General features: G+C 57.5%; 14 protein-coding genes. 7 read left to right on the top strand and 7 right to left on the bottom strand.

Going from position 1 to position 13,811, the window contains the following annotated elements; translation table 11 throughout:
• Positions 1-2 precede the first annotated feature (2 nt).
• From HY282_18140 to HY282_18160, 5 genes are read right to left on the bottom strand one after another with little or no spacing between them, the layout of a single operon-like run.
• Complete coding sequence (locus tag HY282_18140; GenBank protein ID MBI3805675.1) at positions 3-1,358, bottom strand: ATP-binding protein; 1,356 nt, start codon at positions 1,356-1,358, stop codon at positions 3-5.
• The gene (locus HY282_18145) at positions 1,355-2,383 is read right to left on the bottom strand and encodes a SpoIIE family protein phosphatase (protein ID MBI3805676.1); all 1,029 of its coding nucleotides are present in this window, start codon (positions 2,381-2,383) and stop codon (positions 1,355-1,357) included. The genes HY282_18140 and HY282_18145 overlap by 4 nt, the downstream gene beginning before the upstream one ends.
• A complete protein-coding gene (locus HY282_18150; GenBank protein MBI3805677.1) occupies positions 2,374-2,781 on the bottom strand; it encodes an anti-sigma regulatory factor in 408 nt (135 codons plus the stop codon). Before HY282_18150 ends, HY282_18145 begins: the two co-directional genes overlap by 10 nt.
• On the bottom strand, positions 2,768-3,211 hold the full coding sequence (locus tag HY282_18155) for an STAS domain-containing protein (GenBank protein MBI3805678.1): 444 nt from the start codon (positions 3,209-3,211) through the stop codon (positions 2,768-2,770). The genes HY282_18150 and HY282_18155 overlap by 14 nt, the downstream gene beginning before the upstream one ends.
• Positions 3,212-4,123 carry an STAS domain-containing protein gene (locus HY282_18160; GenBank protein ID MBI3805679.1) on the bottom strand — a complete coding sequence of 304 codons (912 nt, stop codon included), beginning with the start codon at positions 4,121-4,123 and terminating at the stop codon, positions 3,212-3,214.
• A 321-nt stretch (positions 4,124-4,444) separates the two neighbouring features.
• Here HY282_18160 and HY282_18165 point away from each other — a divergent pair, with 321 nt between their 5' ends.
• The 3 genes from HY282_18165 to aroC all read left to right on the top strand — a co-directional run bounded on the left by HY282_18165 (position 4,445) and on the right by aroC (position 7,636).
• On the top strand, positions 4,445-5,698 hold the full coding sequence (locus tag HY282_18165; protein ID MBI3805680.1) for an MFS transporter: 1,254 nt from the start codon (positions 4,445-4,447) through the stop codon (positions 5,696-5,698).
• Positions 5,699-5,916: 218 nt separating this feature from the next.
• The gene (locus HY282_18170; GenBank protein MBI3805681.1) at positions 5,917-6,510 is read left to right on the top strand and encodes a hypothetical protein; all 594 of its coding nucleotides are present in this window, start codon (positions 5,917-5,919) and stop codon (positions 6,508-6,510) included.
• Positions 6,511-6,577: 67 nt separating this feature from the next.
• Positions 6,578-7,636 (top strand): chorismate synthase, encoded by a 1,059-nt coding sequence (gene aroC, locus HY282_18175; protein MBI3805682.1) that lies wholly within the window; start codon positions 6,578-6,580, stop codon positions 7,634-7,636.
• A gap of 4 nt (positions 7,637-7,640) precedes the next feature.
• Here aroC and HY282_18180 read toward each other — a convergent pair whose 3' ends face one another.
• A complete protein-coding gene (locus HY282_18180) occupies positions 7,641-8,210 on the bottom strand; it encodes a DUF4124 domain-containing protein (protein MBI3805683.1) in 570 nt (189 codons plus the stop codon).
• 63 nt (positions 8,211-8,273) lie between these two features.
• Between HY282_18180 and HY282_18185 the strand changes: the two genes are divergently transcribed.
• Positions 8,274-8,729 (top strand): GNAT family N-acetyltransferase, encoded by a 456-nt coding sequence (locus tag HY282_18185; GenBank protein ID MBI3805684.1) that lies wholly within the window; start codon positions 8,274-8,276, stop codon positions 8,727-8,729.
• An 83-nt stretch (positions 8,730-8,812) separates the two neighbouring features.
• Here the strand turns inward: HY282_18185 and HY282_18190 are convergent, their stop codons facing one another.
• Positions 8,813-9,196 (bottom strand): hypothetical protein, encoded by a 384-nt coding sequence (locus tag HY282_18190; protein MBI3805685.1) that lies wholly within the window; start codon positions 9,194-9,196, stop codon positions 8,813-8,815.
• A gap of 332 nt (positions 9,197-9,528) precedes the next feature.
• On the opposite strand from HY282_18190, the gene HY282_18195 reads away from it, so the two are divergent.
• The 3 genes from HY282_18195 (at position 9,529) to HY282_18205 (ending at position 13,516) form a co-directional block, all read left to right on the top strand.
• Complete coding sequence (locus tag HY282_18195) at positions 9,529-9,882, top strand: hypothetical protein (GenBank protein ID MBI3805686.1); 354 nt, start codon at positions 9,529-9,531, stop codon at positions 9,880-9,882.
• 301 nt (positions 9,883-10,183) lie between these two features.
• The gene (locus HY282_18200; GenBank protein MBI3805687.1) at positions 10,184-10,723 is read left to right on the top strand and encodes a hypothetical protein; all 540 of its coding nucleotides are present in this window, start codon (positions 10,184-10,186) and stop codon (positions 10,721-10,723) included.
• A 561-nt stretch (positions 10,724-11,284) separates the two neighbouring features.
• Complete coding sequence (locus HY282_18205) at positions 11,285-13,516, top strand: NADP-dependent isocitrate dehydrogenase (protein MBI3805688.1); 2,232 nt, start codon at positions 11,285-11,287, stop codon at positions 13,514-13,516.
• The last annotated feature ends 295 nt before the right edge of the window (positions 13,517-13,811 follow it).

The raw sequence follows: 13,811 nt of genomic DNA on the forward strand, positions 1-13,811 counted from the left end.
TCCTACTCCTGCACTTTAAAGCCGGCCGGCGCGTCCGACTGGGGAAGGGTAAAGGTAAAGGTCGACCCTTTGCCGACGGCGCTGTTGGCCCAGATTCTCCCTCCCATCAGTTCGACCAACTGTTTGCAGATAGACAGCCCCAGACCGGTCCCGCCAAACTTACGGGCCGCGCTGCTGTCGATCTGATGGAACGGCTCGAAAATGTAGCCGAGGTTCTTCGGCTCGATTCCGATTCCGCTGTCTTTTACAGAAATAAAAAATTCCTCTTTTCCCTCTCCATTTTTTCCGAGGGAAAGGGTGACCCCCACCCGTCCGGAGAGGGTGAATTTGACCGCATTGCTCAGGAGGTTGAGTGCGATCTGGCGAACGCGCGCTTCGTCGGCAAAGACGGAAGGGAAGGAGGCCGGCGGGTCGAACCGGAGGGTCAGCCCCTTTTTCTGAGCGAGCGGCTCGACACTCTTCACCGCCTCTTGAATCACCTTCACTAGATCGATCCAGGCTTTCTCGATCCGAACCTTCCCCGCCTCGATTCGGGAGAGGTCGAGGATGTCGTTGATCAGATGCAGGAGCTGCTCGCCGGAGTTCTGGATCATCCCGACCTGCTTTTCCTGCTCGGCGGCCAGCTCGCCGTCGATCCGATCAAGGAGAATCTGGCTCAGCGCCAAAATCGAATTCAGCGGGGTTCTCAGCTCGTGGGACATGTTTGCGAGAAAGGTCGACTTCATCTGATTGGCGCGGGAGAGCTCGGTGTTCTTCTCATCGATTTCCCGATAAAGGGCGATGATCCCCTCATTGGTGACGCTCAGCTCTTTGTTCAACTGGTCGATCAACTGCTCTTTTTCCCGAAGGGAGGTGACGAGGTCTTCGACGTCGGGCTGAAGCGTGAGCATCTGGTAGAGGCGGGCGAGACGGCTGTCGTCGAGTCGTTGCACATCGAGGCGGCCGATCCGAATCGAACCGCGCGCCTCGGTCCCTTCGCCCAGGGCGGTGCTGATCTCCAATTCATCGAGAAGGCGTTTGGCGGAGAGGATTCCCAGACCGCGTCCGGGCGAAAAGCGATAGGCCCCCTGCAGGATTTCGTTGAGACGGGAAATGCCGGGTCCCTTGTCGGAGAGGACGAAGGTGATCGACCACTCCGATCCCTCTTGCGCGGCCGACAGGGTCAGCTCGCCCGATTTCGCATAGAGGATGGTGTTCCGCATCAACTCGGAGAGGGCGATGATCAGCCGGTTCTGTTCCCGGCGCGGGATATCGAAATAATCGAGCACCGTCCGGATCTTGTTCCGGATGGTGAGGAGCTGGGTCTGTCTTCCGATCGCTACGGAGAGAACCTTCTTCTCCATCGTGAGATTCATCATGATCCGATCCGTCCGATGACGACCGTGGCGTCGTCGTTCGCCCGCAGCTGGTCCCGCAGCAGGAGCGCCCCGAGCAGTAGGGGAGAGGGGTCTGTCCTTTTCAGATAATGGCTCGGCTCCCACTTGGTGGAGAGGCCGTCGCTTGCAAGGATGAAGAGGTCTCCCTTCCCGAAAGAAAACGATTCCTCCCGACACCGGGGCGGAACGACCCCGAGCGAGCCGTTGACCGAAATCGGTCTTGCGGGCTGACGGCCGTAGATCCGGCAGTCGATGTTGCCGATCCCGGCATAGGTCGCCCGTCCCTCCCTTAAATCAAGCCGGAGGAGGCCGATCACCGCCCCCTGCGTTTTTTGAAGCTCGATGTGGAGCTGGTCGAGGAGGTCGGCCAAGGGGAGCGTGCCGCTTCCTTTCAGTTTTTCCCGGGCCGCCTTGGCCGCCTTGCTCGCCCCCAATCCATGTCCCAGGCCGTCGATGACTGCCACCTGCAGCCGGCCGTCGCCCGGCGCGTAGGAGACGCCGTCGCCGTTGTCGGTCTCACCCGGTTTCGGCCGGGTCAGCGCCTCGCAGTCGAACGGCTCGGAAGTGGGGAGCCGGCTCCAGGTGCGCGAGATCACCACCGTCCCGGGAAAGGCGACCCCCGGACGGACCGGCTCGGAATAGATGGCGAAGTCGTCGGAGAGCCGGCGGATCGCCCCGAGCCCTCCCCCCAAGGTGCCGGAGGTCGAAAAATGATCTTGAAGCGCCCGGTCCAGATCGGCGATGCCGGGGCCGCGGTCTTCCGAGAGGATCAGCAATCCCTTCTCCCCCTGCTCGGAGAGGGTGATCCCATAACGGATCATCGGGGAGGCGGCGCGGTGCTGCGCCAGGTTGGTCGCCATCTCCGTGGCGACCAGGCCGACATTCGAACATTTCTCCTCGGAGAGGCCGATCGATTTCGCGATGCCTGTCATTCGGCGGCGGATCTCACCGGCCCATGCTTCTCCTTCGGGGACAATCGAGGAGAGCTCCGTCACCTTTAACGCCATTTGGCGACCGTGACCCGCGTTCCCTTCCCGACCTCCGACCAGATGTCGAAATCGTCCATCAACCGCTTTGAGCCGGGCAATCCATATCCGAGGCCGTTGCCGGTGGTATAACCTTCTTTCATCGCCAGCTCGAGATTGGGAATGCCCGGTCCTTTGTCTTCACAGACAATGCGGAGCCCGGAGCGGGTGCCGTTCTGGAGGATTTCCATCTCGAGGGTGCCGCCGCCGGCATACTTGAGCATGTTCCGGATCAGCTCGCTCGCCGCGGTGGTGATTCGGGTCTGATCGACGATGCTGAACCCGATCGCCTGGGATTTGAGGCGGACCTCCTGTCGGGCCCGGACCACATCGGTCTCGTTTGCGATCGAAAGGCGGGCCGCCTTATTAACGATGGCCATTCTGGGAGCGCTCCTCCATCCATCCCAAGTCGTCCGCGCCGGCGCCGTTGCTTTCCCCCTCTTCATCGTCCCGCTCGCCGATCTTCTGTCGCAGCAGCTGGAGTCCGAGCTCGACGTTCAGCGCGGTCGGGATCTGTTTTAAATCCAAGCCGAGCTCGATGAGGGTAATCGCGACGGAGGGTTGGATCCCGACGACCACGACGACGGCGTTCATGATCCGCGCCATCGAGGCGGTGTCGGAGAGAACCCGTCCCAGAAAAGAATCGACAATGTCGAGGACCGAAATGTCGATGATCACCCCGCGGGCCGACGTCTTCTCAATCTTGGTGAGCAGATCGCTCTGCATCGACATGGCGACCTGATCTTGGAGGTCGGTTTGGATCGAGACGAGGAGGGTGTCGCCCACTTTGATGATCGGGATCTTCTCCATTTAAGCCCGTCCCTTCTGGGGTGCGGCGGCCTGGGTTGCCGCTCCCTTTTCCAAGGGGGTCATTCCGTTCCGTCGGTCGTCGGTCAATTGTTGTTTGGTCATTCGAAGGGCGAGCTTGAGCCCCTCCGCCATGGTGGCCCGGGTCAGAATGCCGGAGAGATCGACCCCCAGGTGGACGATCGTCTGCGCGATCGCCGGGGAGACGCCGGTGATGATCACCTCCGCGCCGAGCAGCCGGGTCGCCGCCACCGTTTTCATGATGTGGTTGGCGACCAGGGTGTCGACCGTCGGGACGCCGGTGATGTCGAGAATCGCGACGGTCGCCGCCGTATCGACAATTTTTTGAAGCAGTTTTTCCATGACGGTCATCGTCCGCCGGGAATCGAGGGTGCCGATGAGCGGCAGGGCGAGAATCCCCTCCCAAATCTTGACGACCGGGGTCGAGAGCTCCGACATATCGAGCTGTTGCCGGGCGATGACCTCCTCGCGGGAGTTGAGGTAGAACTCGAAGGTGAGGAGCCCCAGCTGGTCGAGGAGGGTTGAGAAGGGCATCACCTCGCTGGTAAAGGTCTCCTCGCTCTTGGCGAGCGGCTGGAGGAGGGGAAGGACCACCTCTTTCAAGCTGAAGACGAAGGTCGCCGTTTCGGTCGGGGAGAAGCCTTTCAGCACCTGCTCCCTGGAGAACTCTTTGAGAAATTCAACGATCGGCGCCGCCTTGGGGTGATGAAGATCGAGCGATGCTCCGCTCTCCACGACATTTCCCAAGAGCTCCAGAAACTCGCCGCACTTGCGGCGGAATTCTTCCGGGGTCAGCCCCGCTTTGCCCGCCAGAGAAAGTTGCTGCTTGGTCCAACTTCCGACGATTTCTTCCCTTCGTTTTTTCAAGATCTCAGAAAATTTTTGTTCTTTCATCCTCGATGCTCTCCCCGTGATCAGGATGAAATCCGACGCCGGAAGATCAGGATCGGATCACTCCTTGGTTTTGAACGATAATCATGGATCGGTTAAAAAAGGCTGAAAAAAAGGGTAATCCTAAATTACACCGATCCTCTTAAGGAAGTCAATCCTTCCGGTGGTTTTATGCCGCTCGGCAGGGTCGATGTAATGTCGAATGTAATAGAGATGACAAAAGAGGCCGAACGGGGTAAAGTAGCGGTGTTTACGCGTCCCGTGCCGTCGGTCCGGCCTCGACGCAACGTCGATTTAAAGCCCGGGCAGGGCCCTCGGTGATTCATGACGACACTTCGTAAAAAGCTCTTCTGGGTGGCGATCCTTTATTTCGCGGAGGGGTTTCCCTTCGGCCTGATCATCGACGCCTTGCCGGTTTACTTCCGCGTCCATGGGGTGAGCCTGAAGGAGATCGGTCTCTTCAGCCTCGTCGGACTCCCCTGGACGCTGAAATTCCTCTGGGCGCCGGCGGTCGATTTTTGGGGACGGCGCCGCAGTTGGATGATCGCCTGCCAAGCCGCAATGGCGACCACCCTCTTGATTCTCATTGCCCTTCCCGCCGGAGACACCGGCCCCTTCTTCTGGTTCTTGATGGTCGCCCTCGCCTTCTTCTCCGCCACGCAAGATATCGCCATCGACGCCTACACGATCGAGCTCCTCGATTCGAGCGAGATGGGGGAGGCGAACGGCATTCGGGTGACGACCTATCGGATCGCCCTCATCGCCGCCGGGGGGCTCTTTGTCGCGCTCGCCGGATCGATCGGCTGGCGGGAGGCCTTTGTCGCCGCGGCGGCGCTTCTCTTCGTCATCGCGGCGATCTCCAGCCGCGCCCCGGAGGAGCGCCGGGGTCGCTCGCTTGCCGCCTCCAGCCCGACCGCGTCGCCGGTGTCCGACGCCATCTTAACCCCATTGAAGCAATTCGCGTCGCGGCCCGGCTTTCTCTTCGTCGCCCTGTTCATCCTCCTCTTCAAGGTCGGCGACATGGCGCTCGGGCCGATGGTAAAGCCGTTTTGGGTCGATCGAAACTTCACGCCGGTTCAGATCGGGATGGTGCCGGGGACGCTCGGGGTGGTGAGCACGATCGCCGGAGCGCTTCTGGGGGGGATGCTGACGAGCCGCTGGGGGATCTTCAAAGGACTTTGGATTTTGGGAATCGCCCAGGCGGTCTCGAATCTTTTCTACGCCGGCGCGGCGTCGCTTCCGCCGTCGGACGGGCTGATGTATCTTTCGTCGGTGGTCGAGTCGTTCTGCGGCGGGTTGGGGACGGCGCCGTTTCTTGCGTTTTTAATGAGTATCTGCGACAAGCGGCATGCGGCGACGCAGTATGCGTTGTTGTCGGCGCTGTTCGGATTGGCGCGGAATGTGGCGGGGGCGTTCTCCGGGGTGGCGACGCAGCATCTGGGGTATGCGACCTATTTTTTGGCGACCTTTTTTCTTTCTTGGCCGGCGTTTGCGTTGTTGCCTTGGGTGAAGGGGTGGGTGGTTGAGAAGGAAGCGCCGGAGGTGGCGACGGGGGAGCCGGCGGCGGGGATTGAGTAAATTTAGCAGCTTTAGCGACCGCGCGCAGGGCAGCGACGGACTGCTGCATCGGCTGACCGAATGCGGCGGATGGGGTGTTTGATTGTAAGAAGAGATATGAGGGATGGAGCGAGGCCTGACACATGGGGGCGCTTTGTTAGGATTGTTCGTTTTTGATTTCTTGGAATTATATGGTATGATCGGCGGCTGATAAGGTCACTTTGTTGGGAGGGGTTGGGATGGATCAGGAGTTTAAGAAGGCGGTCGATTTTCATCGGCATCTTTGTCTCGATATTGCCGTCGGTTATCGGGCGGCGAAGCTGTTGATGCGGGAGATGGGGGACCAGATGAAGAACATGAAGGAGCTGGTGGCGCTGGTCGGGAATGAGACCTGCGCGCTCGATGCGATCCAAGAGATCACCGGCTGCACCTTCGGCAAGCGAAACCTTTATCTCACGAACGTCGGCAAGCCGGTCTATATCCTCCAAAATACGAAGAGCGGAAAAGCGGTTCGGGCCTACTGCACTTACTGGGACACCTTCGACCATGGCCTGCTCCGGAAGCTGCGAAAAGAGGCGACCGGCCCCGATGCCACCGCGGCACAGAAGGAGGCCTTTCAGAAGCTGACCGACGACAAGATCAATGAGATCCTGACCGCGGCGGAGTCAGTCCTCTTTAAAATCGACCATGTGACGCTGCCCCCCCCGCCGAAGTCGGGAAAGTACGACGCCGAAGCGTGTGGCGAGTGCGGCGAGCAGACGAATGTGGCGCTCCTCAAAGCGCAGGGGGGAAAGAAGCTTTGCAAGGAGTGTCTTCAGGTCGGCGTGCACTGAGCCGCTTGAATGATCGAGTGGATTTATCAGGGCGGGTCGGTGACCCGCCCGTTTTTTGGGAGCGGCGATGTCGGGAAATACGTTTGGAGAGATTTTTCGTGTCACGACTTTCGGCGAAAGCCATGGGGTCGCGCTCGGCGCCATCGTCGACGGCTGCCCCGCCGGGCTTCCCCTCTCCGAGGAGGAGCTCCAGAAAGACCTCGACCGCCGAAAGCCGGGTCAGAGCAAGCTGGTGACCCAGCGAAAAGAGTCCGACGCGGTTAAAATACTCTCCGGAACGTTCGAAGGAAAAACCACCGGCACGCCGATCGGCCTGATCATCTACAATGAAGATGCCAAATCAAAAGATTACGACGCAATCAAAGAACTCTTCCGTCCCGGCCACGCCGACTACACCTACTTCAAGAAATATGGCTTCCGGGATTACCGCGGCGGCGGACGGTCGTCGGCGCGTGAAACGGTCGCGCGGGTGGCGGCCGGCGGCATCGCCCGGAAGCTGTTGGCCCGCGAGGGGGTGGAGATCGTCGGATATGTCGTCCAGGTCGGCGCAGCGCGGATCAAGAAGATCGATTACGCTCAAATTCACCAAAACCCGCTCTTTTGTCCCGACCTCGACGCGGTCGAGGAGATGATCCGGGTGATTCAGGAGGCGCAGTCGGCGAAAGACTCGGTTGGGGCGATGGTCGAGGTGGTGGCGAAAGGGGTTCCGGCCGGTTGGGGCGAGCCGGTTTTTGACAAGCTCGACGCCGCGCTCGCGGCGGCAATGATGTCGATCAATGCGGTGAAAGGGGTGGAGATCGGAGCGGGGTTTAAGGTCGTCGAGATGCGGGGGAGCGAGAACTGTGATCCGATTACGCCGACCGGCTTTAAATCAAATCATGCCGGCGGGATTCTCGGCGGGATCTCCAACGGTGATGAGATCGTCGTCCGGATGGCGGTAAAACCGACCTCGTCGATCGCCATCGAGCAGGAGACGATCGATATCCATGGCAACCCGGCGAAGATCGCCACCAAAGGCCGCCACGATCCGTGCGTGGGGCTTCGCGCCGTCCCGATCGCCGAGGCGATGATGGCGCTGGTCCTCGTCGATCATTTTCTGCGGAATAAACTTTCAAAACTGAATTGATCCGTTACTGATTGGGATTGTCGACCGACCGCATCATCTTCTCAATCTCCGCCTCTTGTTGCTTCTGTGCCGCCTCCACCTTGCCGACCGCTTTCTTCGCCTCGTTGATCGGGGCGGGGGTCGGGAGGTAAGGCGCGGCCGCGTTCTGTAGGGCGGCCGGGGAGAGGGGGTTGTCTTGCATCACGACGACGCTGTAAATGGCGGCGCCGAGAAAACCGACGAAGAGAAGCTTCATCACCATCTTCAGAAGAAAGCTCTCCGTTTTGTGCTGGACGAAGAGCATGACGATGGAGAGCGCAATGAAGACCATCATATATTTAGAGAGGGGATTGTCGATCCAGCGGTCATAGGTGGGACGCGGGTGAGACAAGGCCGGGGTCGGCGTGGGGGCGGAGGGCGACGGAGTCGGCTCGATCTTCTGAACCGCCGGCCGTTGCTCCTGCGGAACGTTCTCGATGTTGTCGGTAAAGGCCACCGCGCCGTTTTTGTCGATGTATCGGAAGACATCGGCCCGACCGGGGGTGGGAAGGAACAGGGTCAGGAGTGCGAAGAGAAAGAGAATTGAACGGATCAAACGAATCGGGCCTCCATACGGTATGGATTCTACTCTAGCCGGTTGCAATTATTCTGTCAATTCATGATGAAGCAGGTCATTCGGATTGCAAAAACACAGGAAGATTACTTCGGGCTGATCCGCCTGCGGGAGGCGGTCTTCGTGATCGAGCAGCGGGTTCCGCTCGAGATTGAGCTCGACGGAGAGGACGACCGGGCAATTCACTTCGTCGCCCTTTCCGGCAAGAGAGTCGTCGGAACGGCGCGGCTGGTGGTGAAGGGAAGGTCGGGTCGGTCGGGGAAAATCGGCCGGATGGCGGTCTCTCCAGATTGGCGAGGAAAAGGGGTCGGAACCGCTTTGATCGATTTTATTAAGTCAGACGCACGGAAAAAGGGGTTGGCCCGGCTTTATCTTCATGCGCAGGCCCCGGCCATCCCTTTCTACGAGCGGCTTGGATTTGTCACGGAAGGGGATGGTTTTTCCGAGGCCGGCATTCCCCACCGAAAGATGGTTTTGAAACGACCGAAGCGATCGAAATAGAACGGTCGAAAGAAACCGGCCGTTTCTCTCCATTTCGTCCGCGTCTCGTATGGCCGCGACGAAACGCCTGCCCCCTCCTTATATTACGATTTAATGTGCGCCTTTAGGATTTCGCTGCTCATGATTCTCGGGTCATCCGTTCCGAGTGATTTTGCACTCTTGAACGCCTCCGTCGCCTCTTCCTGTTTTCCCATCCCGTCTAATGCAACCCCCAAGTTAAAATAGGGTTCAGGAAAACTGGGAGAGAGCCGGATCGACTCTTTAAAGAAGGGCGCTGCCGTATCCCAATGCGATTTAAGCAGGTGGTCGACCCCCTCATTGTTCTTTGCAGAGGCCTCTTCGTTGGGCCATCCGGACGGGGAGCTGAAATGGGGAATCTTTGAAACAGCCGCCTTTCCATAACAGGCGGTGAGTGTGGAGAGCGCAATTAAAATCACGAAAAGAGATCCGAACTGTTTTATCTTCATCTGTCTCCTTTGCCTCATTAGAACGTTCTCTGACCGGTTCGCTTCTTGTTCTCTTTCCTATTTTTCTTCTAGGCTTCCTGGTCCTGATCCATCCTCCGGCCAGGCGGTTTGGGCTGGCTACAGTATGCTGTAATGATCCATTGCTGTCTGGTCAAAATTGCTCAGTTTCGGGGATCGGCCGGCAGTGCGCTAGTGCGTCAAAAAAAACTCTCCCGGGATCATAAGAGCAGGAGATCGCCCCGAAATTTTTTTCATGGTACCCCCGCCAAAATCGTCGATTTTGGATATACTAAACAGGACCTCAGTTTCAGTCCTACCTCAGCGGGGAGACCATGGCTCAGACGATCAGACGCAAAGATATTCAAAAAGTCTTAATCGGTTGGCAGAAGGGAAAACTCACGGCGAAAGAGGTTCACGCCTGGGCGGAAGATCGCTACGCGGCGTACAATTGGGATCCGGAAGACGATGTCGTCAACGAGGTCCTGGGGCGCTTGGACCTCTTGAATATGACGCTGACAACGCCGGAGGACATCCCCGCTTTTCTTCAGACCCTCTCCTACTCTTCTGATTGCCTCCAGCAGGCGGTGGAATATCTGGAAGGGTATGAGTCCGAAGTCGATATCGAGCAGAGAAAGCGGGCCTGCGCCCACGATCCGTTGTATGCCCCGTTCTGCGGCCAAGCCTAGTCGTCGAGCGTTCGAGCAGCCCTTCAAGCGCTCCTTCTTGAAACAGGCCGGCAACGCCTTCCGACCGTCTCTTCCCTGTTGCTCCCCGAAATGCCCCTGGTTCTTTTTTGAAGGACACCCTGAATTCGATGAGGCCCTTCTTTCTTGGTTATAATCAACTTTCGGAATCTTAGATCTACTTTTGGATGAGTAATATATCTTACAGTCGCTTTTCCTTTTGGATGTTACGGTTTAGGGAGTTCCCGTTTAGGGAGTCGGATAAACGGGCCTTCACCCTTTAGCGAAACAAAAGGAGAGTTAAATGCGAGCAAACAAATTCATCAATAGATCGATCTTCACAACAGCGATTTTGAGTCTATTCCTTCTCAGCGCCCCGCTTCTCTCTTCCGCGGATTCCCCCTCGGAGACACAGGGCCACCGGACCTTGAAGGCGACGGTCACAAAAGTTTCCCCCGACATGATCTCTTTTACCACCGAGGAAAATACGACCCGGAATTTCAGCACGAAAGTGTTGGAGAATTTTGAGAATGTCAAAAATCCAAAGGTGGGCGATCGATTGGTGCTTGGGCTCGACGAAGGAAACTCAATCATTTATATCGATCGCCTTGAGAATTATCAGGCTACAGGAAATCGGGTCAATCCGATCGTCAGCGGCGAGTTGGTGAAATTTGATTCCGCGGAGCGGAAGGCGACCCTCAAACTCAAAGATGGGAGCACGAACACCTATCGGCTGATTCCGCCGGCCGGCATTAAAATGGCGACGGTTCCGGAAGGGTCGATGGTTTCGATTGAGATTGATGAACAAAACGGACTGGTCAAAGATGTTCATCGGAAGGGTTAAACAGCCTCGACGGCGTCGCGTGATGATTGAGCGTTAAAGTTAAAATGAAGAGGGCCGCTGCCGGCAGGCAGACTCTGTGGGTGGCGGCTCTCAAAACAGAAAAGCTTCTAAATACCCCCTCATTCACCTTTGCTAATCTAAAAATAACAGAGTAAGGTTTCCATCTAACACCTCGGTCGTCCTTTGCTTGCCGGGTTTGATCTATTTAAATGAGGACAAAGAGGGGGGTTGCGTATTTTAAATGCAACAAATTTTACTTGACGTGGTGTTTCTTTTTGGCTTTTAATAGGGATTTAAATGAGCCGGATTGATGCTGAAATAACAAAAGGGTTATCAATGCGCACGCGCGCTGTTTGGCGTTGTTTAATAAGGATGCCTTTCCTGCGCGACCGTGCAGATTGCAAGGGGCGAAAGAGTTCGACATCGCTCGCAATATAAACCAAGGAAATCGTGTTTTCTCTACTGGTATCGAAGCCTCGCCGCTCTTCGCGGCGGGGGGCTTCAATCGATTGGGCGAATCAATTCTGGGGAAACTGAAATCTTTCAAGTGAGGAAAAAACCATGACATCAAAAGCCACCAAAATTCTTTGGACCAAAACCGATGAAGCGCCTGCCCTGGCGACTTACTCTTTTCTTCCGATCGTCAATGCATTTACCAAGGTCTCGGGTGTTTCGGTCGAACTGAGGGACATCTCGCTCGCCGGCCGAATTGTCGCCGCCTTTCCCGAAAATTTGACCGCAGCCCAAAAACAGTCGGACGATCTTGCCGAGCTCGGGGAGCTTGCCAAGACCCCCGAGGCGAACATCATCAAGCTGCCGAATGTCAGCGCCTCGGTTCCCCAGCTGAAAGCGGCCATCAAGGAGTTGCAGGAGCAGGGCTACAAGATCCCCGACTATCCCGAAGACCCGAAGACCGACCAGGACAAAGAGATCAAGGCGCGATATGCCAAGGTGCTCGGGAGCGCCGTCAACCCGGTGTTGCGTGAAGGAAACTCCGATCGTCGCGCCCCCCTCTCCGTTAAGAACTACGCCAAAAAGAACCCACATAAAATGGGCGCCTGGAGCGCCGACTCCAAGACCCATGTCGTCCATATGACCAAGGGCGATTTCCGGTCGAACGAGAAATCGACGACGGTGGCCGAGGCGACCGAGGCGCGGATCGAGTTTGTCGGGCAAGATGGAAAGATCACCGTCCTGAAACCGAAGGTGACGATGAAGGCGGGCGAGGTGATCGACGCCACGTTCATGAGCCGCAAGGCCCTCCGGGAATTCATCGAAGCGCAGATCGACGACGCCAAAAAGCAGGGGGTGTTGTTCTCCGTCCACCTCAAAGCGACGATGATGAAGGTCTCCGATCCGAAGATCTTCGGCCATGTCGTCTCGGTCTTCTTCAAAGACGTTTTTGAGAAATACAAAGAGACCTTCCAGAAGCTCGGCGTCGATCCCGACAACGGTCTCGGCGATCTCTATGCCAAGATCAAAAGTCTGCCGGACGATCAACGCGCCGCCATCGAAGCCGATATTCAGGAAGTTTACAAAAAGCGCCCTCCGCTGGCGATGGTGAACTCCGACAAGGGGATCACCAACCTCCATGTCCCGAGCGACGTGATCATCGACGCCTCCATGCCGCCGGTCATCCGCGACTCCGGAAAGATGTGGGGCCCCGACGGCAAGGCATACGATACCAAGGCGGTCATCCCCGACGGCAGCTACGCCCCGGTCTATAAGGAAGTCGTCGAGTTCTGCAAAAAGAACGGCGCCCTCGATCCGAAGACGATGGGGAGCGTCCCGAACGTCGGCCTCATGGCGCAAGCCGCCGAGGAGTACGGCTCGCACGACAAGACCTTCAAGGCTTCCGGAAATGGAACGATCCGGGTGGTGACCACTTCCGGCCAGACGTTGCTGGAGCATACGGTGGAAGAAGGGGACATCTGGCGGATGTGCCAGGTGAAGGACGCCGCGATTCAGGACTGGGTGAAGCTCGCCGTCAACCGGGCGAAAGCGACCGGATCTCCGGCGATCTTCTGGCTCGACAAGAGCCGGGCGCACGACGCGGAGCTGATCAAGAAAGTCGAGAAATATCTGAAGAACCATGACACGAAAGGCCTCGACATCCGGATCATGTCTCCGGCCGAGGCGACGCGCCTTTCGCTGGAGCGGATCAAAGAGGGAAAAGATACGATCTCGGTGACCGGAAACGTGCTGAGAGACTACCTCACCGACCTCTTCCCGATTCTGGAGATCGGAACCAGCGCCAAAATGCTCTCGATCGTTCCGCTGATGAACGGCGGCGGCCTCTTCGAGACCGGCGCCGGCGGATCGGCCCCCAAGCATGTCCAGCAGCTTCAGGAAGAAGGGTTCTTGCGGTGGGATTCGCTCGGCGAATTCCTCGCGCTCGCCGCCTCTTTGGAGCATCTTGCCAAGGCCGGCAACAATCCCAAAGCGCAGCTGTTGGCCGACACGCTCGATAAGGCGACCGGGAAGTTCCTCGACACCAACAAGTCACCCGGCCGCAAGCTCGGCGAGCTCGACAACCGGGGGAGCCATTTCTATCTCGGCTTCTACTGGGCGCAGGCGTTGGCCGAGCAGACGCAGGACAAAGAGCTTCAAGCCCGCTTCTCCAAAGTCGCGCAGGAGATGGAGAAGAACGAGGCGAAGATTCTGGAAGAGCTGAAGGCCGCGCAAGGACAGAAGGTCGATCTCGGCGGGTACTATCACGCCGATGCGGAAAAGACCAGCAAGGCGATGCGTCCGAGCCCGACGTTGAACGCGATTGTTGACGCGATTAAATAGATTTAGTAATTTTTAACAAAAAGCCTGAGGCGGAGTGATTCTGCCTCAGGCTTTTTTGTTTTCAGCCCGGGTAGATTGCGCGGCCGGTGTCCAATGTTATCGTGTGCGCTTTAAAGCACATGTAGGTGACTGACTTCATCGTCCAAGAGACTCTAAATGGACCCAGGCCCAAACGCCAGCCTTTTACCCTTGACAGATTTTTTCATGGATGCTCCCGATCACGCGCGGGAATAATCTCACATTAGAATGCCGGGTGGTCCTGAAATTGACTTCCGGTAGAGTTATAGGGTAGATT

This window comes from Candidatus Manganitrophaceae bacterium, from assembly GCA_016200325.1.
Classification (GTDB): domain Bacteria; phylum Nitrospirota; class Nitrospiria; order SBBL01; family Manganitrophaceae; genus Manganitrophus.